Source organism: Chitinophaga sedimenti, from assembly GCF_023156195.1.
In the GTDB taxonomy this organism is placed as follows: Bacteria; Bacteroidota; Bacteroidia; order Chitinophagales; family Chitinophagaceae; genus Chitinophaga; species Chitinophaga sedimenti.
The window spans coordinates 3674651-3699021 of record NZ_JAKUKA010000001.1; the positions used below are offsets into that span (position 1 = coordinate 3674651).

Genomic DNA, 24371 nt, shown 5'->3' on the forward strand with positions numbered 1-24371 from the left:
TTACCTGTTTGACGAATGCTCACTACCGGCAGCGTATTACCAACACGGATCAGCACCTGCGCTTCGCTTGTTTCGCCTGATGGATCTTTCACTTTCAGGCTTACGCGGTGTGCCCCGGTTTTCTTGAACGTATACGCCGGATTCATTTCTGTTGAAGTGGCACCGTCCTCGAATTTCCATTCGTAAGTCAGTTCATCTTCATCATAATCATAGCTGTCTTTACCGCTGAAATGTACGGTAAGCGGTGCAGCGCCAACAGTATCCGCGGTAGCAATTACTGCCTGCGGCTTACGGTTACCTGCGTTGTACGTAACACGCACCAAACGCGCGTCATCATTATCCACACCGTATACTGAACCATATTCCAGCATGTAAATATCGCCCTGCGGACCAAAAGCCATATCTATTGGACGTCTGAAATCGCCATTAGTAGCCATGAACGGCTCCATGCGTTTGTAGTGCTGCTCCTCGTCGAGGCGTACAGCGAATACCCAGTTGCGCATCCAGTCATAGATGAACAGTGCTTTATCATAGTACTCCGGCAGTTTGGTGGATGACTTCAGCTCCTTGCTGAAATGATATACCGGGCCAGCCATCGCCGAGCGGCCACCGTTGCCGATCAGCGGAAATTCCTCAGAGAAATTATACGGATACCAGATCATCGCTTTACGCGCTGGCGGCAGGTTTTTAATGCCGGTATTGTTTACAGAAGGATTCACGACTGAGTCCGGGTTAAATGCCGCACCCAGTTGTTTGGTCACGAAGTCATACTCGAGGTAAGGTTTGTTATCACCCACAAAATAAGGCCAGCCGTAGTTGCCCGCGGTTTTCGCCTGGTTGATCTCGTCATAACCTCTCGGCCCCTGCGCGCCATCGCCGCCTGCATCGGGACCAATCTCGCCCCAATAAAGAATATTGGTGACAGGGTCCACGGAAATACGGTATGGATTGCGGCACCCCATGGCATAGATTTCTGGCCTTGTATTGGCAGTGCCTTTCGCAAATAAGTTGCCTTCCGGAATTGTATAAGTGCCGTCCGCTTCGGGGTGAATACGCAGTATTTTACCTCGCAGATCGTTTGCGTTACCCGCTGAACGCTGTGCATCAAATGTAATGCGACCGGGCGTTTCATCGATCGGCGCATAACCATCGGAAGCAAAAGGAACGGTATTGTCACCGGTAGAAATAAACAGGTTACCCTTGCCATCCCACTCCAGTGAACCACCGGTGTGCGCACTTACTTCCAGCTCCAGTGGCACCGTCAATAATACTTTTTCAGAAGCAATGTCGATAGAATCCGCGCTGGCCATAGTAAAGCGCGATACGCGCTGTGCAGCCGGCATAGTTGGCGGCGTGTAATAGAATAAATAAAGCGATTTTTATCGAAATCCGGGTCGATGGTGAGACCTAACAGGCCGTTGCCAAAGCCCTCCTTCGTATCCGGCATTACCGGGAAGGTGTACACGACTTTCGTGGCGTTCGTTTTCGGATCGAAGTAGTAGAATTTACCGCTACGCTCAATGAAATAAGCACCACCGTCGCCCGAAACCGCCAGTTCCATTGGCTCATTGAGGTCGTTGCTCAGGATCGTTTTGGTAAAACGGTTATCCTCCGGGGTTTTCACCGCGTAGGCTTTGCTGTAATCCAGCGGAGCACCGCTACCCATGGCATATTCCAGTCCACCCCACAAATGTTGCAGGAAAGCCGGTTCTTTATAGCTTTCTTTCGTATGTCCGCCACCGGTATAAAACGCGCGGCCGCCGTCGTATTCATGATACCAGGCAATCGGGTGATTGTCGCCGTTCTCGCCACCCTCATAGCTGTTTTCGTCAAGACGGGCGAGTACTTTGATCGCGGGATTAATGCTCTTGTAATTGTACCATTCGTCCGTGCGCTCCCATTTCTCAGGCAGCCCTTTCATCGCCGGATGCGTGGTGTCTGTTACGATCACCGTGGCTTTCAGCACGTTGGAAGGATCACTGGGGTGGCTCTTGAAATAAGCGCCCACCAGCTTATTGTACCATGGCCAGTCGTACTCGGTGTCGGCCGCGGCGTGTACGCCCATAAAACCGCCACCCGCCTGGATATAACGTTCAAAGGCCACCTGCTGCGTGCTGTTCAGCACATTGCCGGTAGTGCTCAAAAATACCACCGCACGGTATTTACCCAGTTTCTCTTCTTTAAACCAGGATGCATCGCTGGTGGTGTCCACTTTAATGCCATGTTGTTTTCCCATTTCCATGATCGCCGCAGCGCCATCGGGAATGGATTCATGGTGAAAAGCAGTCGTTTTCATGAAGACGAGCACCCGTGGTCCCCGGTCGCTACAGGACATCACGGTAAGAGATAGCAGCAGCAATGCAATGCCGCATAAGCGATAACGCAGAAACATGTTCGTTCTATTGATTTTTTATAAGGTGCTCAATATAACGGATCGAACCCGGCTTTTATACTGGATTATGAAGAACGGTAGAAAATACACTTATACCCGTTCAAGGAGGAAAAAGGTATGCTGTTCACCAATGAAATGGTTATAAATCAGCACCCGGCGAAAGGTTTTAGGAAGATGGGATACATATGGCTGCAATATGGCCGGCAAAGCCCGGCGTTTCAGTATCTGCGCTGCCAGCCATACCGCGAAAGCACCTGCGGTATCGTGTTCGCCGCAAAGTTGCTTAAAAGGTACTTCCGGCGTATGGGGGCAATGCGCACTAAACAACACACGGTAGTAATGATCAGTGTTAATGTCGCCATTACGGCCGGTGATCACCAGGTCGATGTCGCCGGGTTGAATATCATGTTTTTGCAGAAATTGGGGCAATGCTTTATTCAGCGCTTCAGCACTGGGTTTGTACAGCATTTTCATGCCGGTGATCACTGCTTCTGCATGGGGTGTTTTATCATTTCCCAGTAAGAAAAATGTAGATCCCTCTCCGGAAATGCTCCCTGGCGTGTTATGCTCAAATAAAGCAGCGTTGCCAATAGTGGCCTCTTTCCAGAAACCGATCCTGCTTTTGATGTAAAAATGCTCGGCCGTCATTTCCTCGAAAGCGCCGGTGAGCGTGCGTTGTACATTACCTTCCGCTAATTGAAGGAGACTATCCAGCAACGCGTTTTCAAAGGAAAAACCGCGGTGAACGAACGTATTGTTGTAGCCGGTACTCTTTTGCTGTAAAGCAATCAGCCCGTTAACGGAATTGTAAGTAGATTGAATAAAGGGGGTAGGATTCAGTGCGCTTTCTTTGTACGCTTCTATGTCGCGGATGAATTTCTCTGTGTCCGACAAACTGCCTTTTCCCGTGCCGGTGATAATAACATCCGGCGAAGGTTGGCCACTGTTCTGCACGGCTTTTAACGCAGTAGTGAGTCCCATTTTGAGCATGCGGCTCATGCGGCGCAGACTGTTTGGCGGAATAAACGCCTTGTAATCCGGCTCCATCGCCACCAGGTTGTTAGCGGATGTAGTCGTCAGCGGCGCCGAAAAGAAATCGCCGTCGAACGTAGGTTGCGCAGAAATTGCGGCACTTCCCTGTATGTAACACCTGTGTTTACTCATATTTGCTGATCACGAGAGACGCATTATTACCACCGAAACCAAAGGAATTGGACAACACGTTCCGTACCGGGAACTGTTCCAGCAGCCTGGTTTCAGGCGTCACGTCCACCTCTTCCATCTTATCTGAAAAATTTAAATTGGGAAACACCATCTGCTCACGGATAGCCAGTACCGAAAAGATCGCCTCAATACCGCCTGCCGCGGCCAGTGTATGGCCGGTAAACGGTTTGGTAGAGCTGAACATTGGCACCTTATCTCCGAAAAGCCGCAACAGTGCTTTCCCTTCGGAAGCATCATTATTCAAAGTGGCCGTACCGTGCACATTCACGTATTGCACATCCGCTATTGTGCGACCACTCATCGCCAGCGCGTTTTTCATGGCAGCGTAAGCACCGTCTCCTTCCGGCGATGGCGCCGTGGGATGGAACGCTTCGTTCGCGTTGCAATAGCCGCTCAGTTCCGCTAACACCTTTGCGCCGCGGCGCTTTACCTGCGACTCACTTTCGAGTACGAGGTAAGCCGCACCTTCTCCAAGATTTAAACCATTACGGTCCAGATCAAAAGGTTTGCAATGGCGCTTATCAATATTTTTAAGGGAGTTGAAACCGTTGATGGTGAAGCGGGTAAGCGCTTCGGTACCGCCGCAGATGGCGATGTCGAGCTGCCCGTGTTTAATGAGCCTCGCCCCGTACATCAATGCATTGGCCGACGAGGAGCAAGCAGTACTGATGGTCGCGATGTGCGCACCAATGCCCGTTTCGTCCGCAATGCGCTGGGTACAGTCGGCACAATCGAGCGTATCAATATAATCTAAGAATTCGCCGTGCTGCTCCGGGTCAATGATATCGAAATATACTTTTTCAGTATCGCACATACCGCCGACGGTGGAGGCGTTGATAAAGCCGGCAGAGGGAGTGTCGGTTTCTGTAAGACCAGCGCTCTGCAGCGCTTCTTTCATGGCGATGAGTCCCAGTAAAGTAGTGCGGGTATAACCCTGCACCGTGGGTACACCGGCGATAGCGGCCAGTTGCGCTGTGCTGTGACGCACTTCCGCAACTGGTAAAACCTCTTTATGAATCGTATTTATATGGCGGGTGTGGCCCATGCCGTGCTGCTGCAAACGCAGACTGCGCAGGTTCTCCATCACATTATCACCAATGGCGGTGATCAACCCCATCCCTGTAATAAACACACGTTCCGCCATGAAATAATAACTTACGCAGGTTGTTTTGACTGGATAAATTCGGCCATCGACTGCACAGAAGCAAGGATCTTACGGCCTTCGCGCGGATCTTCCACTTTAATTCCATATTGTCTTTCCAGCAATACCATCAGCTCCAGTGAATCGATGCTGTCAAGGCCCAGGCCCTCGCCGAACAAGGGCGCGTTATCGTCAATGTCTTCAGGTTTGGTGTCCTGAAGGTTCAGGGCTTCAATAATTTGTTCCTTCAGTTTAAGTTTTAATGCTTCCATAATTGTTGCAGGTTTGTGTTGGCAACCGATAAAAGGCTACCGGCAAACGGTCGTAAAAATAATGATTTAAGCCAGTTTTATAAAGATTAATTGTCGTGGCGGCCCTACGCCATACGGCGTTTCTCCCACCAGGCCGCACATCCCAGCAATACGAGGCAAAAGGCCAGCAATCTGCCGATTTCCGGTAATATCATGCCTAGCCCGCCGTTCCGCAGGTACAGATCGTTAATAGCATCCAGCCCCCAGCTGAGCGGCGATAAGCGGCCCATAAACTGGATATTGGCAGGCATAATGTCCAGCGGGATCCAGATACCGCCGACCGCGGAAAGGATCACGATGGAAATAGCCCCGAAACTAAGCGCCTGGTTGGGCGTGCGGAACAGTGTACCGACTAAAATGCCATACGAGGTGGCCGCAAGACCAATACTGATGGCCGTAATGAATGAGGCAAAATGATCGCGGCCCAGTGCCAGTTTAGGTAGATCTAATAACGGCAACACATACATCCCCACGAGGATCATCAGGTAAAACTGTACCACGCAGATGCTCACGAAGAAAAACATTTTGCCGGTCAGGATCTGCAGGTACGAACCCGGGATCAGCTTCATGCGCAGCAGGCTGCCGTCTTCCCGTTCCCGGATCATATTACCCGCGATCGGGATCACGATGAAAAACATGGCAAAGATGCTCCAGGCCGGCACGTTGTGTTGTACCGAATTGGAAATCACATCGATCTTTTTCTCCGGGGCTGTAGTTTGTTCCTTTAATCCCACTGCTTTCAGCTTGATGGCGGGAAACGTATCAGTAGCGGTAGTGTCCTTACTTTTCAGTTGTTGCCGGATTCTTTCCAGCAGCAAATCGGTTTCTACCTGTGTCAAAAAGTTGTCGATAGCCTGGTGAATGGCACTGCGGAAGGCTTTTTCGCAGCAGGATCGAAATACACCTGCACGTCGAGCGAGTCTTGCAGGGCCTTAACGGGCAGTTGCGAGGGCAATCCCATCCGGTACGAAATATCGTTCACGATTTTGTTGGCATTGCTAACAATGCTGGCCGTGGCGCCTTTCGGGATGATGATGCCTATCTTATATTCGCCGGTGTTGATGCGGCGGATCGCATCTTCTGTTGTAACAGGTTTACCATCGAGCGAGTCCATCATGTTGAACTGGCCGGTGTTCCCCAGTCCTTCTTTGATGTAACGCGCCAACCGGCCGTGATCGTTATCTACGGTGAGGATATCGAACTTCACTTCCTGGTAATCTTTGAACGGTGCATCCTGTATAACGGCCATGACGGTAATAAGCACCATGGGCATGATGAACAGCAGGGCCAGGCCGGCCTTGTCGCGCATCAATAGCAGCCATTCTTTTCTTATGGTGGCAACGATTCTTAACATGTGCTAATCTCTCAGGGCGTGACCGGTATAGTGTAAAAAAACATCCTCGAGGTTGCGGCAGGCAGGGTTCTGTTGGATCAGCGCCATCGGCTGGCCCTGAACGATCAGCTTACCTTCGTCCATGATCACCACTTCTTCGCAGATCGACTGCGCTTCTTCGAGGAGATGCGAGGTGTACAGAATACTAACGCCCTGTTTATTATAATCTCTTAAAAATTGCAGGATCATGCTGCGCGATTGCACGTCTACGCCAGCGGTGGGTTCGTCGAGGACGAGCAATTTGGGATCGTGTAAAATCGCGGCGATAATATTGGTGCGGCGTTTCATGCCCCCGAAAACTTGTGCACCTCTTTGTTCGCGGCCTTTTCGAGTCCGAACAGTTCGAGGTAATGCTCCACTTTCGTGCGCAGGCCTTTTCCTTTGTAGCCGTACAGGTTGCCAAAATAAATAAGATTCTCCATAGCGGTCAGCTGCGGAAACAGCGCGATCTGCTGGGGTACGATGCCAATCAGTTTTTTCAGTTGTTCGCGGTGCGCTTCATCCTGTGGCAGGTCATGGATGCGAACATCGCCTCCGTCGCGGCGCACCAATCCACATAAAATAGAGATCGTGGTGGTTTTACCGGCGCCGTTGGGACCGAGCAGCCCCGCTATCTTCCCTTCCCCAAAAGCAAAAGACAGGCCCTGTAATGTGGGCTGTATTGCACCTTTGTAGGTCTTTTCCAAATCCTTAACCGCTATACTGTTCATCCTATAATTTTACCTGCGCCAGTTTTTTAAAGAAGATTTCCTCTTCGTTGGCGATGCCCATCAGCAAATCGGCGAGCTGCTGGTAAGAAGTGCCGTTGGCTGAACGGGCTTTACAAACACGGCCAGCTTCAAAGGCGAAGTTCCGCCAGCTATCGCCGATCTTCGTCAGTTCGCCGGCCAGGGTTTTAAGTTCCGGTTTTTCCAATACCTGCGCGGCTTCACGGAGAAAGGCGGCGTAGATAAAGCGGAAACCTGCTCCACCGGTACCAATTTCCTCCTGCATGCGGATTACGTTGCCCAGGTACAGCGCTGCCTTGCGGCCACCTACTTTCTCCGGGTATTTTGCCAGTCTTTTTGCGAGGAAGCGAATGCCTTTTACGCCGAACATCGGCAGGGGTATTTTCAACATGTAGTGACATGTTTGTTTAATGCCATCTACAATTCCTTTCTTTAACGATACTGTTTTCGGCACATTTACCGGGTAATACATTTTGCCTTTCGGCGCCGGAAATCCTTGAGCAAAACGCGCCTGGGCCAGACTTTTTGAATCGATCTCCGTTACCTGTTCCATAATAGGATCGCTCACGAAATAAGTATCCGTATCCTTTTTACCATACACCACGAGGTTGTGAGCATTAAAATGGAAGCGGTACGATTCCGGGAAGTAAGGCAGATAATATACAGAACTGAGCATACCTACTGGCGTACCTTGTTCCAGCACGCGGTCCAGCTCGGCCATGGCCTTTTCGGGGTACCGAACTTCTGCGTTTTAACATCAACCCCTACCCTTTTACAAACATTTTTGAAGATCTGCCCGGGTGCAACACGATACGTGCTGCCCGGCACACCATTCACTTTCACGAACGGCAGGTGGGCAAAAAGATGCCCGCACCAATGCCAAAAGCCATCGGCTCGCTGATCTCCAGTCCATAGTGCCTGAACATATTAGACACTACGCCACATTCACAGTGTGCGGTTTGCTGATGTTTAAAGTCTATCATATTGTTATTGTAATGCCCCGGCAAGCACCCGGAACAAAGTCATTCTTATTGTAGCTGTTTCAGTTGCGCTACGGTAATATTAAAGGTAGATGCGTAGCGTTGTAAAAGGTCGTCGTTCAACGATTCGAACACCGACGGTTTGAAGTGCCGTTTTACCTGCCATTGCCATTTGCCTACGTAGCTGGCAAGTTGCGGCAGGGTAAGCAGTGATTTTTCCATGTAATAAGCAATGGGACTCAGTTTTCCGGCCAGGACTTCCTTACGCGTTTGCTCCACTTTTTCATTGATCTCTTCCCAGGCCTGCGACATAGCGATGTTTTCCGGTTCCCAGCCAACGCTGGTGGCGGTGGTGTATTTACCGGCATCGTCCACGGCGTAAAACAATTGCTTAAAAGTGCCCTGATGCATATTTTCCCCGTCCTGGGGTACTTCATCTTTTTCATGACAGGCCGTTTTTGAGGGGTAAAAGTATCAATTTATGCATTCAATAAAAAAGGAGGCCGCCGGAACGGCCCCCAGGTATCACAAATGCAATGATCGCATGTTTATACTACCGTGATGTGTGCGTAAGCGTACGAGAAACGCGCGCTTTCCGGTACCATCATGGCAATAGTATCGCCTTTTTTCAACTTGCCACTGCTGAGCAGTTCTTCCAGCATGAAGTAAGGAGATGCCGTACCAACATTACCCACGCGGGTTAAGTTGGTAAACCATTTTTCCTGCGGAATGTGCACACCCAGCTTAGAGATTTCCTCGTCAATTTTGAAGCGGAAATATTCGGAAGAAAGGTGCGGCAGGAAGTAAGTCAGTTCATCGATATTAATATTATGTTTCTCAACCAGCTCTTTCCACATTTTAGCACCGGAGGGTACAATGTTTTTGCCGAGCAGGCGCGTATCCTGTTTGAAAGAAAACACGCTGTTGTTCGACCATTCTTCCGGCGACATATCGATCCATCCTGTTGTGGATCCGTCGGGTTGTTTTACCGCGCCGGCGTACATGCAGGTTTCGAGTTCGTGTGCGTAAGAAGCGATTTCCACCCAGTCTACACGCAGGCTCAGGCCCTCTTCGTTTGGTTTATCCTGGAACAGGGCTGCACTGGCGCCATCGGACAGCATCCAGCGGAGAAAATCCTTTTCGAAAGCGATGATAGGATTATCGGACAGTTGTTTCAGGTTATCTGTTTCGGGATTGAATTTTTCGGCGAGCAACCAGCTGGAGAACTTCTCGGAACCGGTGCTGACAGCGTTTTCGGAGTTGCCGCTTTTAATAGACATAAAAGCATATTTGAAAGCCTGCATGCCGGCAGCGCAGGCACCGGTGGCGGCAATCAGTTCTACGGGCTGACATTTCAGCAAACCGTGCACCATAGCGGCATGATTGGGCAGTAACTGGTCGGGCGAAGTAGTACCGCAGGCCAGTAACTGCAATTTACTCATGGGGAACTTTTCATCAAACAATCCTTGTACCGCTTCAGCTGTCATCTGTGCATTCGTATGGGTCGTTTTGCCATTCTTATCCAGGGCGTAATAACGGGTTTTGATCTTGTTATTGCCCAGCACGATCGATCTCGCACGGGAAGGTCTGCCGTCAACCATCCCCAGTATGCTCTCCATTTCGTCATTTCCTACCGGCTCATTGGGTAAAAATTTGGCGAGCCTCGTGATAAAAACTTCTTTCATGTCCTTATTTAAAAGTTATTGCGGTCGTAAATATATAATCTTAAATGTAAATACCAATTAACGGGCCGTCCGTAGCGGACGAAATTCATATTCAAGTCACATTTCCTCTACAAAACTACAGCTATACCGTTAATTGTTTTAACGCAGGGAAACACCTTTATGGTATTCCACTGCTTCCTCCAGTTTCTTCCGATTGAATAACACCGCAAGTTTGGCAGATATGGCCGTGATGGGAGTTAAGGTGAAAATCCCGAGTATCAGCAGCGTACGGTACATTTTGATACGTCCCTGACGTTCGGGGGCTCCCGGCCCGCCTTTCTCTGCAATATATTTCGCCCAGAAGCGGAACGGCTTCTGCGCGCGGGCCTCCAGGGCCACCAGGTTTGGATTTATTTCTACGGCTCCCAGTTGCAGCAGGGTCGGTTGCAGACTACTCCATTGGTTTTGTGCCAGCGCCTGTGCAATGGGCTCGCCGAAACGGGTAGCCGCTTTGATGTCGGACGAACTAACACCGGCTTCCGGCAACATGCCGCTCGCTTCCTTCTGCCCTTTAAAGGCCCAGCGGAACACGGTGAGCACCGATACCAGGTTATTATGTTTATCCACCAGCACTACGTTCCCCACCAGATTAGCACCCGCTTCGTGCAGGTATTGCTTTACGCGCTCCCGGGGTTCAGCCACATGTTACGCGCGCCTACCAGGGTGATCACATTTTTGCCACGCAATAATCGTTTGCCATCCTCACTCTGCAAAAAGGCAGTGATCGGCTGCGAAGGCGATAAGAACCAGGGCTGATAGGCAAAGATCACGAGATCGAAGTGCTCATCCGCACGCACTTTCATGGGCTGTACCGCCCTGGGACGGTGCAACACGCACTCTGGCATTGCATCGTAAAACGCTTGTTTACTCCAGGGGAACGGGAAAGGCGTTACCGGCACAATTTCTTCAAAAGTGATATCAGCTTTGCCCTGCAAGGGGGCCAATACGTTATCAATAATCGCTTTCAGTTGGCCGGTCTGGGTGAAATAAATCACCAGTATCTTAGGATGATCTGTCATAGTTGGTGTTCCGAGATGCAACAAATGGAGGCGTAAACTTAGGATTTTTTTAATAAGGCGGACTATTCCTTGCGTACAGAACCCGATCCCACGATGCTCATATTGCTTACAGTAGCGTCTCCCCGGTAACGTACATCGCCGCTGCCGGCGATGTTGGCTTCCAGTTTCATACTGGCGTATACGTGGGCGTCGCCGCTTCCGGCAATATCCACATTTACGTTCTCGGCCAGCAGTTCGCTGCCGGAAGTCGCTGCTACCGGCAATGCTCACTTTTACATCGCGGGTATTGCCTTTCAGCTCCATATTTCCACTTCCGGCAATATCCGCCCGTACTTCCGGGGCGTCAATATCGCCGGCTTTCAGGTTGCCCGAGCCGGAAATGCTGAAGGCCATCCTGTCGGTGCTCGTGAATTTATCCTTTATATATATATTACCGGAACCGGAAATCGATACATCGTTCAAAGACGGCACTGTAATATATACACGGATATCGCGGTTGGTGCTGATAGAAGTATTGTTACGCTGTTTTACGATGAGCTGACCGCCGTCCTCTTCCAGTTCAATGTATTCCTGCACATTATCGTCGGTTTCCACTTCCACTTTGCGCACGGCGCCCTGGGAAATGTAGATGTTCATATTGCCGCGGAGATCTACTCCACTAAATTCGCGTACTTCCCGGGTTTGTTTTACCACGTGGCCGCTGCCTTTAATGCGTTCGCGGCCCATCATTTCGTCGCAGGCGCTGAGCATGGTCAGGCCGGAAATGCAAAGAAGCAGACAGGTAAACAGTTTTCTCATAAATGCTAAATTTTAGATATGACGGATTTCAGGGGCAAAAATAGGAAGGAAAATTACAAAAAGCTGTGGATTGCTCCCGCCCAATTTTGAAATCCGCCTTCCGGCTTTTCAGGCTTTCACCTATCTTTGCACCCATCATGACAGAAAAGATATTGATCCTCGACTTCGGTTCCCAATATACACAGCTGATTGCACGCGTTATCAGGGAGCTTAATGTGTATTGCGAAATTCAGCCTTGCACCGCTCCTATCCAATGGGAAGACAGCATCAAAGGCATCATCCTTTCGGGCAGCCCGTTTTCGGTAAACGACCCGAATGCACCGGTAGTGGACATTGCGGCGATGGCCGAAAAAGTGCCGGTACTGGGCGTTTGCTACGGCGCACAACTCATGGCCAAAGTATTTGGCGGTGAAGTGGCAAAAAGCAACTTCCGCGAATACGGCAGGGCTTACATGACACATCAGGATAAAGAAGAAAAGTTATTGTTTGATATAAGCGGGCATAGCCAGGTTTGGATGAGCCATGCAGACTCCATCGTGCGCAGCCCCGAAGCATTCGAAGTGATCGCTACCACGGAAAACATCCCGGTTGCGGCCTTTAAATGCACCTCTCTTACTAAAAACCCGATGTTCGGTCTGCAATTCCACCCGGAAGTGACCCACTCCATCGAGGGCAAACAAATCGTTCGCAACTTCCTGGTACACATCTGTGGCCTGAAGCAGGACTGGACGCCGGCAGCTTTCGTAACCGAAACGATCGCGCGCATCCGCCAGCAGGTTGGCAACAAACGTGTGGTGATGGCGCTGAGCGGCGGGGTAGACTCCACCGTGGCCGCAGAACTGATCCACAAAGCCATTGGCGAGAACCTGTTCTGTATTTTTGTTGACAACGGTCTCCTCCGTAAAGACGAATACGAAACTGTTCTGGACTCCTATAAACACATGGGCCTCAATGTAAAAGGCATCAATGCGAAAGATCTTTTCTACGGCGAATTAAATGGCGTTAAGGATCCTGAGCAGAAACGCAAGATCATTGGCCGCCTGTTCATCGAAGTGTTCCAACAGGAAGCAACCGCGCTGACTGACATTTCTTTCCTGGGCCAGGGTACCATTTACCCGGATGTGATCGAGTCCGTTTCTGTAAACGGTCCCTCCGCTACCATCAAATCGCACCACAACGTGGGCGGTTTACCGGAAAAAATGAACATGCAACTGGTTGAGCCGCTGCGTTTTCTCTTTAAAGATGAAGTACGCCGCGTAGGTAAAGAAATTGGTATCAGTGACGTATTCCTGGCCCGCCACCCGTTCCCGGGTCCTGGCCTGGCTATTCGTGTACTGGGCGAGATCAACGCTGAAAAAGTAGCGATGCTGCAGGAAGCCGACGCTATTTACATCGACAGCCTCAAGGAATCCGGCCTTTACAACCAGGTTTGGCAGGCGGGTACCATCCTGCTGCCGGTGCAGAGCGTAGGTGTAATGGGCGACGAAAGAACTTACGAATTTACTATCGCACTTCGCGCAGTAACCTCTACCGACGGTATGACGGCGGATTGGGCACACCTGCCGCACGAATTCCTGGCAAAAGTTTCCAACGACATTATCAATAAAGTGAAAGGCATTAACCGCGTGGTTTACGACATCAGCTCGAAGCCGCCGGCCACCATAGAGTGGGAATAATCCTTTTCAATCGTATTACTGGCGGCTCCGCAAGGCCGCCAGTATCATTTTAAAGACACCCTGTTTCACCCGCTCCTGACCCAGTTGGGAACGATTTTTGTAATTTTTCGACGCTATGAACCGATCTACGTCACTACACAGCCTTGCCAAGATTACGGTTTGCGCCGTACTGCTGTCGGGCTGTTCCCTGTTTAAAAAGGCGCCTGCCAAAACTGACGGGCCGCCCCCTACCCTGTCTAAACCGGTGGAGGAAAAAAGCCGGAGGCGCCTAAGAAAGAATCCACGAAGGCCGCGCCCTTCAACGTTCCGGTTTTCGGTAAAGAAGTGAAAAAAGCATCCTACAACGTGGCCGTGTTCGCGCCACTTTACCCGGATTCCGTTTTTGCTACGTCAACTGATATACCCGGCCGCACCATGCCCCGCTATGTATTACCCGGGCTGGAATTCTACGAAGGCGTGCAACTCGCGCTGGATTCCTGGAAAAACAAGGCATGGCACTGAAAGTGTTCGTGTACGACAACAAAGCCCGCCAGGTAGATGTCCCCACGCTGATCCGCAACAAGCAGCTGGACGCCATGGACCTCATCATCGGCGCGGTGGCCACACCGGAACTGAAGGTACTGAGTGACTTTTCAAAAGAAAAACAGATCAACCTGATATCCGCCACATACCCTAACGATGGCGGTATTACCGATAACCCTTTCCTGCTGATCGCTAACAGTACGTTGAAATCGCACGTGGAAGCGATCCAGGAATATGCACAAAAGGGCTTCGCGAGCCGCAACGTACTGGTAATCAGGAGAAACAACAGCTTCGAAGCGAAACTGGCGGAAGATATCAAGACGGCCAACGAAAAGATGGCCTACGATAAGAAATCCCGCGTTCGTGAAGTGATCTGGAGCGATGCAACTGCTGAGTCCGAGTTGTCGAAGTATTTCCTGACCGACCGTCCCAATCTTTGCATTGTGACGGCGCTGGACGAAACGGGCGCCCGTTCTATCGTTCGCAAACTCGCTTCCCTCGCGGGCACCTATCCGCTGCAGGTGTTCGGTATGCCTACCTGGGATGTAATGAAGTTCAAAGAACCTGAGTATAGCGGCGTAACGCTTTATTATTCAACCCCTTACTTTAACGACAAAACAGATACGTTCAGCAAATACATCAACGACTATTTCCGCCGCACCTATAAAAGCCGTCCGTCGGACATGGCTTTCAAAGGTTTTGAGTCTACCTGGTACTTCCTGAAGCTGTTGCAGCAAGACGGCCTGTACTTCAACAAAGACCTGAATCGCAACCCGCTGAAGTTATATACCGACTTCAATTTCCAGCCGGTGTACCTGAAGGAAGGTGCGGAAACGCCGTCGTACTTTGAGAATAAGAATATTTACATTATTCAGAAGGGCGACAGTGCAGATTACAAGATGAATGCGCTGTAACCACCAACTGATTGCATTGCGAGGGCTGTCCGTAGGGCGGCCCTTTTCTTTGTTCAACAGCTTTAGCCCCCGCTCGGTCGCCGCTGTCACTCGCTTCAGCTTGTTCCCGATATCCAACAATGTAAAGTTACCCCCGCAAAGTCATCCCGCCAACCCGGTTGTCGCATCTCGTCGTTAAGTGTCGCGATTGTCGCAAAGTGTCGCAGCTAAAGTGCAAAATTTCTAGAGGGGGAGTGCACGGGGAGTGCTTGCTGAGTGCTTGCATAGTGCTTGAATAGTGCACGAATAGTGCATAAAACAGGTGCCTGTCTTGCGCTGGCTAGCAGTTAACACCTGAATATGACTGGCAGGCTTGCTTTATGCCCTCCGGGTCGCCCGCTTTTTAATTACTTTTATACTCCCAAAATACCGGTTCGTGTATCGTTTTTCGTCCCCGGCGAAACTCCAATTAAGTTTGTATCATCAAAAAAGACACCTTATGCTACCTCTTTACCGCCTTACTTTGTTTGTGACTTTATTCACTTCCCTGCCCGCCCATGCGCAGCAAGGCGGCATCAATGGCAAAGTGACCGACAAAAACACTTCATTGCCCCTCAAACAAGCCAGCATCACCATCTTCAAAAACGGAAAACAATTAAACAACCAGCTGACCGGTGAGCAGGGCGGCTTTACTTTTAAAGCGCTCGAAGCGGGCCAGTACAGCCTGGGTATTTCCTTTATGGGCTACCGCGATACGCTGGTAGGTCCGCTCACGGTTGGCGACAAAGTGCTGGAACTCCCAGCCGTTGCATTGATCAGCACCGCCAAAGACCTCAAAGGAGTAACAGTAGCCACTATGCAGCCTGCCATCACCATGAGTGGCGACAAAATGATCGTTAACGTGGCGCAAAGCGCCGCAGCCACCGGCAGTAATGCTTTTGACGTGGTTTCCAAATCTCCCGGGGTGATGGCTGACCAGGACGGCAACCTGAAGCTGAACGGCAAATCCGTCACCATATACATCGATCGCCGGCCTTCGCAGTTGAGCGGCGAGGACCTGAAAACACAACTGAGCGGTATGCCTTCCTCCAACATCGACAAAGTGGAGCTGATGAGCAATCCCTCTACACGTTACGATGCGCAGGGCGCCGCCATCATCAACATCAAACTGATGAAACCAAAAGATATGGGCCTGAACGGCACTACCACGCTTGGCGCTACGCAGGGACGTTACACCCGCGGCAACGCAGGCCTTACCCTGAACTACCGTAAAAAGAAAACCAACGTTTACGGCGGTTACGATCATCAGTACACGCAACAGTTCGTAGAAGTAACATCGAAACGCTTCTTCGAAGACGACTACCGGATCAACGACGTCGATTACGCGAAGGAGAAACGCAATACCGGCAATGCACGCATCGGGCTGGATTACGACATCAGCAAATCAACTTCGCTGGGTGTACTGGTAAAAGGCAGCCTGAGCGGCCGTCATAAAACCTCCGACAACAGTACCAAGCTTGGCTTTGCAGGACAACCGACCGATTCAGGCACGCTACAACATGCCTACGGCGACCAGGACATCCTAAATCCTTCCGTGAACGTGTTCTTCAAAACCGGCAACGAAAAAAAAGAAGAACGAGTTTACTATGAACGTCGACTATTTCAATTACGATAAAACATGGGACGATCACTTCGCTGCACAAAAAACCGATGGCGCTGGCGTGAAAGTGGGTCTGCCGAATAACATCCGCAACAATTCCGACTCCCGCATCTACCTGTACTCCATGAGTGCCGATTACACGCAAACGTTGAAATTCGCCAAACTGGAGGCGGGTCTTAAGTCCACCTTCACCAAAACCGACAACGACGCCATCTGGGAAAACGAAGTTGCTAACGTTTGGCTGAATGATGATGGCAAAACGAATCACTTCATCTACAAAGAGAACGTGAACGCGGCTTACTTTGGCCTGAACAAGACCATCAAAAAAATGACGTACAATGCGGTGCTGCGTATGGAACACACGCACGCAACCGGCAACTCACTAACTACTGGTGAAAAGTTCGATCGTAATTATGCGCAACTGTTTCCCAGCGCCAGCGTGAGTTACGCCCGCAACCTCACGAACAGCTTCAACTTTTCGTACCGACGCAGTATTCAGCGCTTTGGTTATGAAATCGTAAACCCGTTCATCACGTATAAAAACGCATATACATACCAGCAGGGCAATCCGAACATCCGCCCTTCTATCAGCAATACAGTAGAAGCCACCTGGTCGCACAAATACATGTTGTTTACGACCATCGGCTATGTGCACGGTAAAGACAACCTGAGCCCAACTTTTAAGCAGGATCCGGCAAGAAAGATCCTGATCAACGGGTACGACAACCTCGGTAAATTCGATGTGGTGTATGCCAATATGGTGTTCACAAAGAACATTAAGTCTAAATTCCAGACGACGTTCGTGCTTACCGGCATGTACATCAACATCAAAACCGACATGGGCAACGGCGAAATCTATCAGAAGAAAAGCGTGGCCACACAGATCAACTGGCAAAATACGCTCAACCTGCCGAAAAGCTTTTTCCTCGAAGTGAACGGACAGATGATGACGCCGATGAGCGCAGGTTATGCGGCCATCAACACGATGGGCGCTATTGATCTCGGCCTGCGCAAAAATATACTGAAGGGCGCCGGCACGCTGAAACTGGGCGCTACCGACATTTTAAATACCAAGCAGTACAACATTGATGTGGATTACCAAAACGTAAAAACCAACAACAGGATCAATATGGATACGCGGACCGTATCGCTGGCCTTTACGTACCGCTTCGGCAACAAAAACGTGAAGCAGAACAAAACCCGCAAAAACACGATCGAAGCAGAAACCAACCGTACCAATGTGAACACATTCTAAGATTAAATTGTAAATTCAGCCAGGCTCCCGATCCGCCATTCCGGGATCCGGCATTTTAGGCAGATCATGAAGAACATCTTACAAGCAATCCTCCGGTTTTTTAAAAGTGAATGGAAAAGAATACTTGTCATCACCATATGTGTGACAGCCTTTTACGTACTCATCCTGCTCGTCGCCTTTACCCTGGCGCCCGAAGAGGTAGGTCGCGAGTTGAACAGTCTCAAAATACTCTATCGTTTGAGTTCAATCTTCCAAACCACCGTCACCTATTACGTATTGATCTTCGTGATCGTACTCCCCTTCTGGACAAACGAAAACTCGGACGCTTCCTGCTATTAGTCACCGCCTTTTTCTCTTGAAATTTGGCTACAGCTTCCTGGCCGACTACAAAGAGATGGGCAGTGTAAAAATCCACACCGGTACGTCCAGAAGCTCCGCCAGGATGCAGGATTTTATCAATTATCACCAGATGGCCTTTTTATTATGGCCCTGGCGATTAATTATATTGCGGCCCTGTTCGTGTCCTTCATCGTCGGTATGATCATTTTATGGAACCAACGCGGCAAGCATCAGAAAGAGCTGGAAAAACAGAAACTCGATGCAGAACTAAGCGCCATTAAATACCAGATCAATCCTCACTTCCTGTTTAACTCTCTTAGCTTTATTTACAGTAAAACCGTGCCACTTAGCGAGGAGGTTTCCAATGCCGTAATGCTGCTGTCGGATATTATGCGGTATGCCCTTGGCAAGGAAGAGGACGCGAACGGCAAAGTTGCCCTGAGCAGCGAGATCACGCACATGAAAAATGTGATCGAGATTAACCAGATGCGTTTTAATAACAAACTGAACATCCTGTATAGCGAGGACATACAGCAACCGGGCGCCCGCATTACCCCGCTGGTACTAATTACGCTGGTCGAAAACGCGTTCAAGCACGGCGATTTATCGGACCCTTCCAATCCCCTTATTATTCAACTCGAAGCCGATACTGAACGAATCCGTTTCTATATTTGCAACAAGAAGAAAAAAGGACCCAAGGAACTATCAACGGGTATCGGCATTAAAAATGTACGTACCCGCCTCGAACTGATGTACGGCAACAAGCACGAGTTCAAGATCAACGAGGACGATCATTTTTATATTACGACGCTCATCATTAACTTATAAGTATATGATCAATTGTATCATCATCGACGACGAACAGCACGCCATCGACCTGCTTACGCATCATATTGAAAAAACACCCTTCCTGAACCTGGTTTATGCCACCACAGAGCCATTGGAAGCATTGCAACTGTTGAATCAGCAGAAAATTGATCTGATCTTTTAGATGTACAAATGCCATCCATGACCGGCATTGATTTTATCAAAGCCATCAATGGAAAAAGCAAGGTAATACTCACCACTGCCTACAGCGAATATGCGATGGAAGGTTTTGAAAACGAAGTAGTGGATTATCTGCTGAAACCCATTTCTTTCGCCCGCTTCATTAAAGGCGCACAGCGTGCGCTGACATTGATACACCCCAGCGTAAGCACCCAACAGCCCGAGGAAACCGACTACATCTTCGTAAAAACCGAGCAGAAAGGCAAGTTGTTGAAAGTGAATATCAACGACATCCTTTTTATCGAAGGGCTCAAGAATTACGTGACTATCCACACAAAACAAGGAGAACGTATCATTGCGTTGCTCAACATCCGCGACCTGGAAGAACGACTTATTCAGCCCAGGTTCTACCGGACACACAAGTCCTTTATCCTTGCCACTTCATTCATCCGTATGATAGAAGGCAATATGGTACACCTTGACCATACGAAGGAAACCATTCCCATTGGCGACACTTACCGGGACGGCTTCATGGCGCAGATGAAGGAAAAGATCATGACGAACAGGAAATAATACGCGTTATATGCGCCATTACTGGCGAAGCGGTCAACAAACCGGCCTGTTTATTGATGCATACCCAATAATCAGTAACTTCTCAGTATGAATGTGTTGCAATTCACAGATAGCGGCATTTACTGTCCCGCCGGCGACTTCTACATCGACCCCTGGAAGCCCGTGACTAAAGCTGTAATCACCCACGCCCACTCCGACCATGCAAGGCCGGGCAATCAACAATATCTTTGTCACGAGCACAGCGTGCCCCTTCTGCAACTCCGCCTGGGACAAGACATTACTGTACAGGGCGTGAAATACGGCGAGACCACCCTGATCAACGGCGTGCAGGTGCAATTTTATCCCGCCGGACACATGATCGGCTCCGCGCAGATCAAAGTGACCGTTGGTGGGCAAAGCTGGGTCGTGAGCGGCGACTATAAAACAGAGAACGACGGTATCAGCGAGGCATTTGAACCGGTTAAATGCCACGTCTTCATTACCGAAAGTACCTTCGGTTTGCCAATCTACACTGGACACCACAACAACAACTCTTTTCGAATATCCGCGAATGGTGCGCAGCCAATATGCGCGCCGGAAAAAACAGTGTGTTGCTGGCTTATAGTCTTGGCAAAGCACAACGCCTTCTTTACAACTTAAAGGATCAAGTCGACAAATTTCTTGTCCATGGCGCTATTTTCAATGCCCATGAAGTACTGCTGCAACATGGCTGGAAACTCCCGCCGGTTGAACGGATCACACCAGACACGCCTAAATCGGCTTTTACCAATGCAGTGATCATCGCACCTCCATCTGCGGCGGGCAGCACCTGGATGCGACGCTTCAATCCTTACGCACTGGGCGTTTGCAGTGGCTGGATGCAGGTACGCGGCAACATGCGCAGGCAGAATGCAGATGCCGGCTTCGCGATTTCCGATCATGCAGACTGGCCAGGATTATTGGAAGCGGTAAAGGCCACCGGCGCAGAAAAAGTATTTGCCACCCACGGCTTCAGCAGCACCTTTGCACGATACCTGCAGGAACAGGGTCTCGAAGCGGGAGAAGTAAAAACCGCATTCGGTCAGGAAGAAGAAGCGATCACGGAAAACGAATAAACATGCACCATTTCGCAAGCCTGGTAAAAACATTGAGCAACAGCACCAAAACCAACGAAAAGCTGGAGGCACTCAGCAATTACTTCGCCACAGCAGAGGAAAAGGACAAAGCCTGGGTACTGGCGCTGTTTTCCGGCCGCCGGCCGAAACGTGCGGTCACATCCACCCAATTAAAAAACTGGTGCATACAACAGACAGGACTTAGCGACTGGCTGTTCGAAGAATGTTATCACACGGTGGGCGACCTTGCTGAAACAATCGCCCTCCTACTCCCGGAGCCCACGCACAAAGCAGTTGCGCAACCGCTGTATTACTGGCTGGAGCGGCTATTGCAGCTGGAAAAGGCCGAAGAAGCCGATAAACAGGCATTCATACGCCAAACCTGGGACGAGTTGCAGCGCAGTGAACGTTTTGTATTCAACAAGTTGATTACGGGCGGCTTTCGTATTGGCGTATCGCAAAGTATGATGGTGAACGCACTTGCTAAAACGTATGATATACCTGCAGCCACACTGTCGCATTTAATCAGCGGCAGCTGGGACCCGCGCAACACGTTACTCAGCGACTTGCTGAACGCAGAAAACGCACAAACGGACAACTCCAAACCTTACCCATTTTATTTAGCTTATGCGCTGGAAGGTGGCGCCGACAACCTTGGCGCACCTGCTGAATGGAATGCGGAGTGGAAATGGGATGGCATCCGCGGACAACTCATCAAACGAAATGAAGAAATGTTTGTCTGGTCGCGCGGCGAAGAACTGATTACGGAGAAATTCCCGGAGTTCACCCCGTTGTTGCCGCTACTGCCCAATGGCACCGTGATTGACGGAGAGATACTTACCTTCGACAGCGACCAGGGCAGGCCGCTACCATTTCAGGCATTACAAACCCGCATCGGGCGCAAGAATGTAACGAAAAACAATTGCAGGAAGCCCCGGTAGTGTTGCTTGGTTACGACCTGCTTGAATGGCAGGGCCAGGATCTCCGCGAGCGCCCGCTGCAAGAGCGCCGCGAACTACTGGTGCGACTGGTAGCACAAATAAACCATCCCGCATTACGACTGAGCCCCTCTATTGAATTTGAACATTGGGAAGACCTTGCAAAGCTGCGCGAAACTGCCCGTGATCAGGGCAGTGAAGGGTTAATGCTGAAGCGCCTTGCTTCCGCCTACCAGGTAGGACGCAAACGTGGCGACTGGTGGAAATGGAAGGTAGATCCACTGGTAATCGATGCCGTTATGATATATGCGCAGAAAGGCCATGGCCGCCGGTCAAATTTATACACCGATTACACCTTCGCGGTGCGCGACGGCGAACAGCTTATTCCTTTTACCAAAGCCTACTCGGGCCTTACTGATAAGGAAATTGCACAGGTAGATAACTGGATACGACGGAACTCCTGGAGAAATTCGGACCGGTACGGACCGTGAAGGCAGAACTGGTATTCGAGGTTGCGTTCGAGGGCATCGCAGCTTCCGGCCGGCATAAATCGGGTATTGCGTTGCGGTTTCCGCGTATTAATCGTTGGCGCCAGGATAAGAAAGTGGATGAAATTAATACGTTGGAAGATTTAAGGGAGATGCTGAAGATTTATGGAGGATAAACACTAGTGAAACCCTTTACCATATTATGCTTTTTTAAAAAGGCTTCCGTATTTTTATATTGATGAAATTAGTAAAAGAACATGAGTTAATATGGTCACCTGTAGTGGCCAATAACCGCATGAACCGAAAGCGGAAAGCAAGTGGTGTTAACAGCTATGAACAGGAGCTACGCTTTAAACCAGAAGCATTTCTCGACGCCCGTATCACAGGAAGCGGACAGGCAAAATGGCTGGATTTATGCTGCGGCGAGGGAAATGCCTTGTTGCAATATGCGGAGTCCCTCGCAAAGAGAGACTTACAGGAAAAAGCTATATTAAAGGGAATTGACCTGGTAGACCAATTCCAGGAAATACCACCATCTATTCACTGTCTGGAATTCCAAATTCGCCCGTTAGTGGGCTGGTCTACAGATATGACTTTTGATTTGATTACCTGTATACACGGACTGCATTACATTGGTGATAAAATAGCCGTGTTAACTGCAGCGCTGCGTGCACTCGCACCTAAAGGTGTGTTTATTGCGAATTTTGATGTTGACAGTATAAAGATAGAGGGCAATGAAAAGGGAACGTACATCAAACAGGCATTACTCGCTCATAAAATTGATTATCAACACAAAAGAAAGATGATTACTTGTACCGGTCCACGGAACCTTGAGACTGGTTTAGTTTTTTTAGGCGCGGATGATCAGCGTGGCCCAAACTATACGGGTCAGGAAACGGTGGACGGTTATTATCGGCTACACGCTGATTATCAACAGCAAGCGACAAAAAGTCAGCGCCAATAAAAAGACCATTATTAGTACACTAAAATGATGGCCTTTATAGAGCAACTATATATAATATATTTCACAACTATATCATCCAGCCTCATCTGCAAATAAAAAAATCCCATCTTCGTCATAATATGTAAATCTATTTACTATCAATCAGTTTAGACAAACTAGAAAAGGATAGAGCGGCGATTCATGCGCCGCCTAGTGAAAAAAGCCTTAACTTTACGGGCAGCGAAAACCTTCATAACTGAATTGAAGTAAAACCAATCATTAGTAGCGAATTTTTGAACGCAAAAGTTGCAAGCAACGACCAAAACAATTTACCTGTACTGCCAGGAATGGCAGTTTTTGATGTTGCCGCTTCACCCCTGCATATTAAAAAATCCGACACTTCTGAGAGGACTTACAAAACAAAGGACCACCAGGAATGACATTGCTTTCAGCATTATTAATGATAGGGATCGGCTTTCTCATCGGCACTTTCGGCACGCTTATCGGCGCTGGCGGAGGATTTATATTGATGCCGCTGTTATTGCTCATGTTCCCGGATATGCCACCGGACGTACTTACAAGTATTTCACTCTGTGTCGTTTTTCTAAACGCGAGTTCCGGTACTGTCGCTTACGCCCGCATGAAACGGATCGACTATCGTTCCGCGATCGTATTTGCGATAGCTACATTGCCAGGTTCCATTATTGGCGCCTTGGCGACGGGATATATATCCAGGCACATATTTAACATCGTACTGGGTTGCCTCCTGGTTGTGCTGGCGATTTTCCTCATCCTGAAACCGCAGCAGGGGGATATTCCAGCCGGTTTAACAAAGGAAAACTGGTTACCCGCGACCTTACGGACGCGAGCGGCGAGCGATATCTATTCTCCTTTAATATCTGGAATGGCATCCTGATCAGTTTCGGCGTGGGCTTTTTATCCAGCCTACTCGGTATTGGCGGCGGTATTATCCACGTGCCTGCCCTGGCGAGCATGCTGAATTTCCCGATCCATGTTGCTACTGCTACTTCGCATGCAATATTAGCGGTGATGGCGCTGAGCAGCACGATCGTACACATGATTCAGGGGAGCTTCTGGGAAGGCTGGCAAACAGCTGTATGCATCGGCGGTGGCGTAATAGTCGGCGCACAACTGGGCGCCGGGCTTTCGCACCGCGTAAAACCTAAAGGGATCATTATCGCCCTGGCAGGCGCATTGTTGATCGTAGGGGTCAGATTATTATTTGCTAAGTAAAGCTACTTTATACTATTTGAACGAATGGGCATACAGTCT

The 24371-nt window shown here is 49.6% G+C and carries 24 protein-coding genes and 5 pseudogenes; 16 read left to right on the forward strand and 13 right to left on the reverse strand.

Going from position 1 to position 24371, the window contains the following annotated elements:
- Positions 1-100: 100 nt before the first annotated feature.
- The 13 genes and pseudogenes from MKQ70_RS42500 to MKQ70_RS43300 all read right to left on the reverse strand — a co-directional run bounded on the left by MKQ70_RS42500 (position 101) and on the right by MKQ70_RS43300 (position 11710).
- Positions 101-2392 (reverse strand): annotated as a pseudogene (locus MKQ70_RS42500) (ThuA domain-containing protein).
- 90 nt (positions 2393-2482) lie between these two features.
- Positions 2483-3556, reverse strand: a complete 1074-nt coding sequence (locus MKQ70_RS20960) for a beta-ketoacyl synthase chain length factor (RefSeq protein ID WP_248074104.1) — start codon at positions 3554-3556, stop codon at positions 2483-2485.
- A complete protein-coding gene (locus MKQ70_RS20965; protein WP_248074106.1) occupies positions 3549-4760 on the reverse strand; it encodes a beta-ketoacyl-[acyl-carrier-protein] synthase family protein in 1212 nt (403 codons plus the stop codon). The genes MKQ70_RS20960 and MKQ70_RS20965 overlap by 8 nt, the downstream gene beginning before the upstream one ends.
- An 11-nt stretch (positions 4761-4771) precedes the next feature.
- Positions 4772-5059 (reverse strand): phosphopantetheine-binding protein, encoded by a 288-nt coding sequence (locus MKQ70_RS20970; protein WP_308199511.1) that lies wholly within the window; start codon positions 5057-5059, stop codon positions 4772-4774.
- A 74-nt stretch (positions 5060-5133) separates the two neighbouring features.
- Positions 5134-5907, reverse strand: coding sequence for an ABC transporter permease (locus tag MKQ70_RS20975; RefSeq protein WP_248074110.1), 774 nt, complete (start codon positions 5905-5907; stop codon positions 5134-5136).
- Complete coding sequence (locus MKQ70_RS20980) at positions 5904-6422, reverse strand: ABC transporter permease (protein ID WP_248074112.1); 519 nt, start codon at positions 6420-6422, stop codon at positions 5904-5906. The genes MKQ70_RS20975 and MKQ70_RS20980 overlap by 4 nt, the downstream gene beginning before the upstream one ends.
- A 3-nt stretch (positions 6423-6425) precedes the next feature.
- Positions 6426-6749 carry an AAA family ATPase gene (locus MKQ70_RS43850; RefSeq protein WP_248074114.1) on the reverse strand — a complete coding sequence of 108 codons (324 nt, stop codon included), beginning with the start codon at positions 6747-6749 and terminating at the stop codon, positions 6426-6428.
- Positions 6735-7171, reverse strand: a pseudogene (locus MKQ70_RS43855) (ATP-binding cassette domain-containing protein); the annotation flags it as partial. The pseudogene MKQ70_RS43855 and the gene MKQ70_RS43850, both read right to left, overlap by 15 nt.
- Before the next feature lies 1 nt (position 7172).
- Positions 7173-8172: pseudogene (gene darH / locus MKQ70_RS43860) on the reverse strand (BtrH-related acyltransferase DarH).
- A gap of 45 nt (positions 8173-8217) precedes the next feature.
- Positions 8218-8601 (reverse strand): annotated as a pseudogene (DarG, locus tag MKQ70_RS21005) (flexirubin biosynthesis protein DarG); the annotation flags it as partial.
- A gap of 116 nt (positions 8602-8717) precedes the next feature.
- Entirely contained in the window at positions 8718-9854 is a 1137-nt protein-coding gene (gene darB / locus MKQ70_RS21010; RefSeq protein ID WP_248074121.1) for a dialkylresorcinol biosynthesis protein DarB, read from the reverse strand.
- 138 nt (positions 9855-9992) lie between these two features.
- Positions 9993-10535, reverse strand: coding sequence for a hypothetical protein (locus MKQ70_RS21015; protein WP_248074123.1), 543 nt, complete (start codon positions 10533-10535; stop codon positions 9993-9995).
- Positions 10511-11710 (reverse strand): head GIN domain-containing protein, encoded by a 1200-nt coding sequence (locus MKQ70_RS43300; protein WP_248074125.1) that lies wholly within the window; start codon positions 11708-11710, stop codon positions 10511-10513. The genes MKQ70_RS21015 and MKQ70_RS43300 overlap by 25 nt, the downstream gene beginning before the upstream one ends.
- Positions 11711-11847: 137 nt before the next feature.
- On the opposite strand from MKQ70_RS43300, the gene guaA reads away from it, so the two are divergent.
- The 16 genes and pseudogenes from guaA (at position 11848) to MKQ70_RS39070 (ending at position 24332) form a co-directional block, all read left to right on the forward strand.
- On the forward strand, positions 11848-13386 hold the full coding sequence (gene guaA / locus MKQ70_RS21025; RefSeq protein ID WP_248074127.1) for a glutamine-hydrolyzing GMP synthase: 1539 nt from the start codon (positions 11848-11850) through the stop codon (positions 13384-13386).
- Between the two features lie 324 nt (positions 13387-13710).
- On the forward strand, positions 13711-13887 hold the full coding sequence (locus MKQ70_RS21030) for a hypothetical protein (RefSeq protein ID WP_248074129.1): 177 nt from the start codon (positions 13711-13713) through the stop codon (positions 13885-13887).
- Positions 13878-14822: a type 1 periplasmic-binding domain-containing protein gene (locus tag MKQ70_RS21035; RefSeq protein ID WP_248074130.1), complete on the forward strand. Its 945-nt coding sequence runs from the start codon at positions 13878-13880 to the stop codon at positions 14820-14822. Before MKQ70_RS21030 ends, MKQ70_RS21035 begins: the two co-directional genes overlap by 10 nt.
- A 478-nt stretch (positions 14823-15300) precedes the next feature.
- Positions 15301-16476 (forward strand): carboxypeptidase-like regulatory domain-containing protein, encoded by a 1176-nt coding sequence (locus MKQ70_RS21040; protein WP_248074132.1) that lies wholly within the window; start codon positions 15301-15303, stop codon positions 16474-16476.
- Positions 16448-17716, forward strand: a complete 1269-nt coding sequence (locus MKQ70_RS21045) for an outer membrane beta-barrel family protein (RefSeq protein WP_248074134.1) — start codon at positions 16448-16450, stop codon at positions 17714-17716. Before MKQ70_RS21040 ends, MKQ70_RS21045 begins: the two co-directional genes overlap by 29 nt.
- A 141-nt stretch (positions 17717-17857) precedes the next feature.
- Positions 17858-18055, forward strand: coding sequence for a hypothetical protein (locus tag MKQ70_RS21050; RefSeq protein ID WP_248074136.1), 198 nt, complete (start codon positions 17858-17860; stop codon positions 18053-18055).
- Positions 18056-18199: 144 nt separating this feature from the next.
- Positions 18200-18883 (forward strand): sensor histidine kinase, encoded by a 684-nt coding sequence (locus MKQ70_RS21055; RefSeq protein ID WP_248074138.1) that lies wholly within the window; start codon positions 18200-18202, stop codon positions 18881-18883.
- A gap of 4 nt (positions 18884-18887) precedes the next feature.
- Positions 18888-19046 (forward strand): response regulator, encoded by a 159-nt coding sequence (locus MKQ70_RS21060; RefSeq protein ID WP_248074139.1) that lies wholly within the window; start codon positions 18888-18890, stop codon positions 19044-19046.
- 17 nt (positions 19047-19063) lie between these two features.
- Positions 19064-19615: a LytR/AlgR family response regulator transcription factor gene (locus MKQ70_RS21065; protein ID WP_248074141.1), complete on the forward strand. Its 552-nt coding sequence runs from the start codon at positions 19064-19066 to the stop codon at positions 19613-19615.
- An 87-nt stretch (positions 19616-19702) separates the two neighbouring features.
- Positions 19703-20254: a hypothetical protein gene (locus tag MKQ70_RS21070; RefSeq protein ID WP_248074142.1), complete on the forward strand. Its 552-nt coding sequence runs from the start codon at positions 19703-19705 to the stop codon at positions 20252-20254.
- Positions 20203-20709: a hypothetical protein gene (locus MKQ70_RS21075; protein WP_248074144.1), complete on the forward strand. Its 507-nt coding sequence runs from the start codon at positions 20203-20205 to the stop codon at positions 20707-20709. The genes MKQ70_RS21070 and MKQ70_RS21075 overlap by 52 nt, the downstream gene beginning before the upstream one ends.
- A 2-nt stretch (positions 20710-20711) precedes the next feature.
- A pseudogene (locus MKQ70_RS21080) lies at positions 20712-22138 on the forward strand (ATP-dependent DNA ligase).
- Positions 22135-22311 (forward strand): ATP dependent DNA ligase, encoded by a 177-nt coding sequence (locus MKQ70_RS21085; protein WP_248074146.1) that lies wholly within the window; start codon positions 22135-22137, stop codon positions 22309-22311. The pseudogene MKQ70_RS21080 and the gene MKQ70_RS21085 overlap by 4 nt, the downstream one beginning before the upstream one ends.
- Positions 22312-22373: 62 nt before the next feature.
- Positions 22374-23099: a methyltransferase domain-containing protein gene (locus tag MKQ70_RS21090; RefSeq protein ID WP_248074147.1), complete on the forward strand. Its 726-nt coding sequence runs from the start codon at positions 22374-22376 to the stop codon at positions 23097-23099.
- A gap of 439 nt (positions 23100-23538) precedes the next feature.
- Positions 23539-23994 (forward strand): sulfite exporter TauE/SafE family protein, encoded by a 456-nt coding sequence (locus MKQ70_RS39065; protein WP_282456635.1) that lies wholly within the window; start codon positions 23539-23541, stop codon positions 23992-23994.
- An 11-nt stretch (positions 23995-24005) separates the two neighbouring features.
- A complete protein-coding gene (locus tag MKQ70_RS39070) occupies positions 24006-24332 on the forward strand; it encodes a sulfite exporter TauE/SafE family protein (protein WP_308199108.1) in 327 nt (108 codons plus the stop codon).
- Positions 24333-24371 lie beyond the last annotated feature (39 nt).

Coding starts and splice junctions, on each gene's coding strand:
- MKQ70_RS39065 (WP_282456635.1), top strand. CDS start 23,539: ATGATAGGGATCGGCTTTCTCATCGGCACTTTCGGCACGCTTATCGGC.
- MKQ70_RS43850 (WP_248074114.1), bottom strand. CDS start 6,749: ATGAAACGCCGCACCAATATTATCGCCGCGATTTTACACGATCCCAAA.
- MKQ70_RS20980 (WP_248074112.1), bottom strand. CDS start 6,422: ATGTTAAGAATCGTTGCCACCATAAGAAAAGAATGGCTGCTATTGATG.
- MKQ70_RS21040 (WP_248074132.1), top strand. CDS start 15,301: ATGCTACCTCTTTACCGCCTTACTTTGTTTGTGACTTTATTCACTTCC.
- MKQ70_RS20960 (WP_248074104.1), bottom strand. CDS start 3,556: ATGAGTAAACACAGGTGTTACATACAGGGAAGTGCCGCAATTTCTGCG.
- MKQ70_RS21035 (WP_248074130.1), top strand. CDS start 13,878: ATGGCACTGAAAGTGTTCGTGTACGACAACAAAGCCCGCCAGGTAGAT.
- MKQ70_RS21055 (WP_248074138.1), top strand. CDS start 18,200: ATGGCCCTGGCGATTAATTATATTGCGGCCCTGTTCGTGTCCTTCATC.
- MKQ70_RS21045 (WP_248074134.1), top strand. CDS start 16,448: ATGAACGTCGACTATTTCAATTACGATAAAACATGGGACGATCACTTC.
- darB (WP_248074121.1), bottom strand. CDS start 9,854: ATGAAAGAAGTTTTTATCACGAGGCTCGCCAAATTTTTACCCAATGAG.
- MKQ70_RS21060 (WP_248074139.1), top strand. CDS start 18,888: ATGATCAATTGTATCATCATCGACGACGAACAGCACGCCATCGACCTG.
- guaA (WP_248074127.1), top strand. CDS start 11,848: ATGACAGAAAAGATATTGATCCTCGACTTCGGTTCCCAATATACACAG.
- MKQ70_RS21070 (WP_248074142.1), top strand. CDS start 19,703: ATGAATGTGTTGCAATTCACAGATAGCGGCATTTACTGTCCCGCCGGC.
- MKQ70_RS43300 (WP_248074125.1), bottom strand. CDS start 11,710: ATGAGAAAACTGTTTACCTGTCTGCTTCTTTGCATTTCCGGCCTGACC.
- MKQ70_RS20965 (WP_248074106.1), bottom strand. CDS start 4,760: ATGGCGGAACGTGTGTTTATTACAGGGATGGGGTTGATCACCGCCATT.
- MKQ70_RS21065 (WP_248074141.1), top strand. CDS start 19,064: ATGACCGGCATTGATTTTATCAAAGCCATCAATGGAAAAAGCAAGGTA.
- MKQ70_RS21090 (WP_248074147.1), top strand. CDS start 22,374: ATGAAATTAGTAAAAGAACATGAGTTAATATGGTCACCTGTAGTGGCC.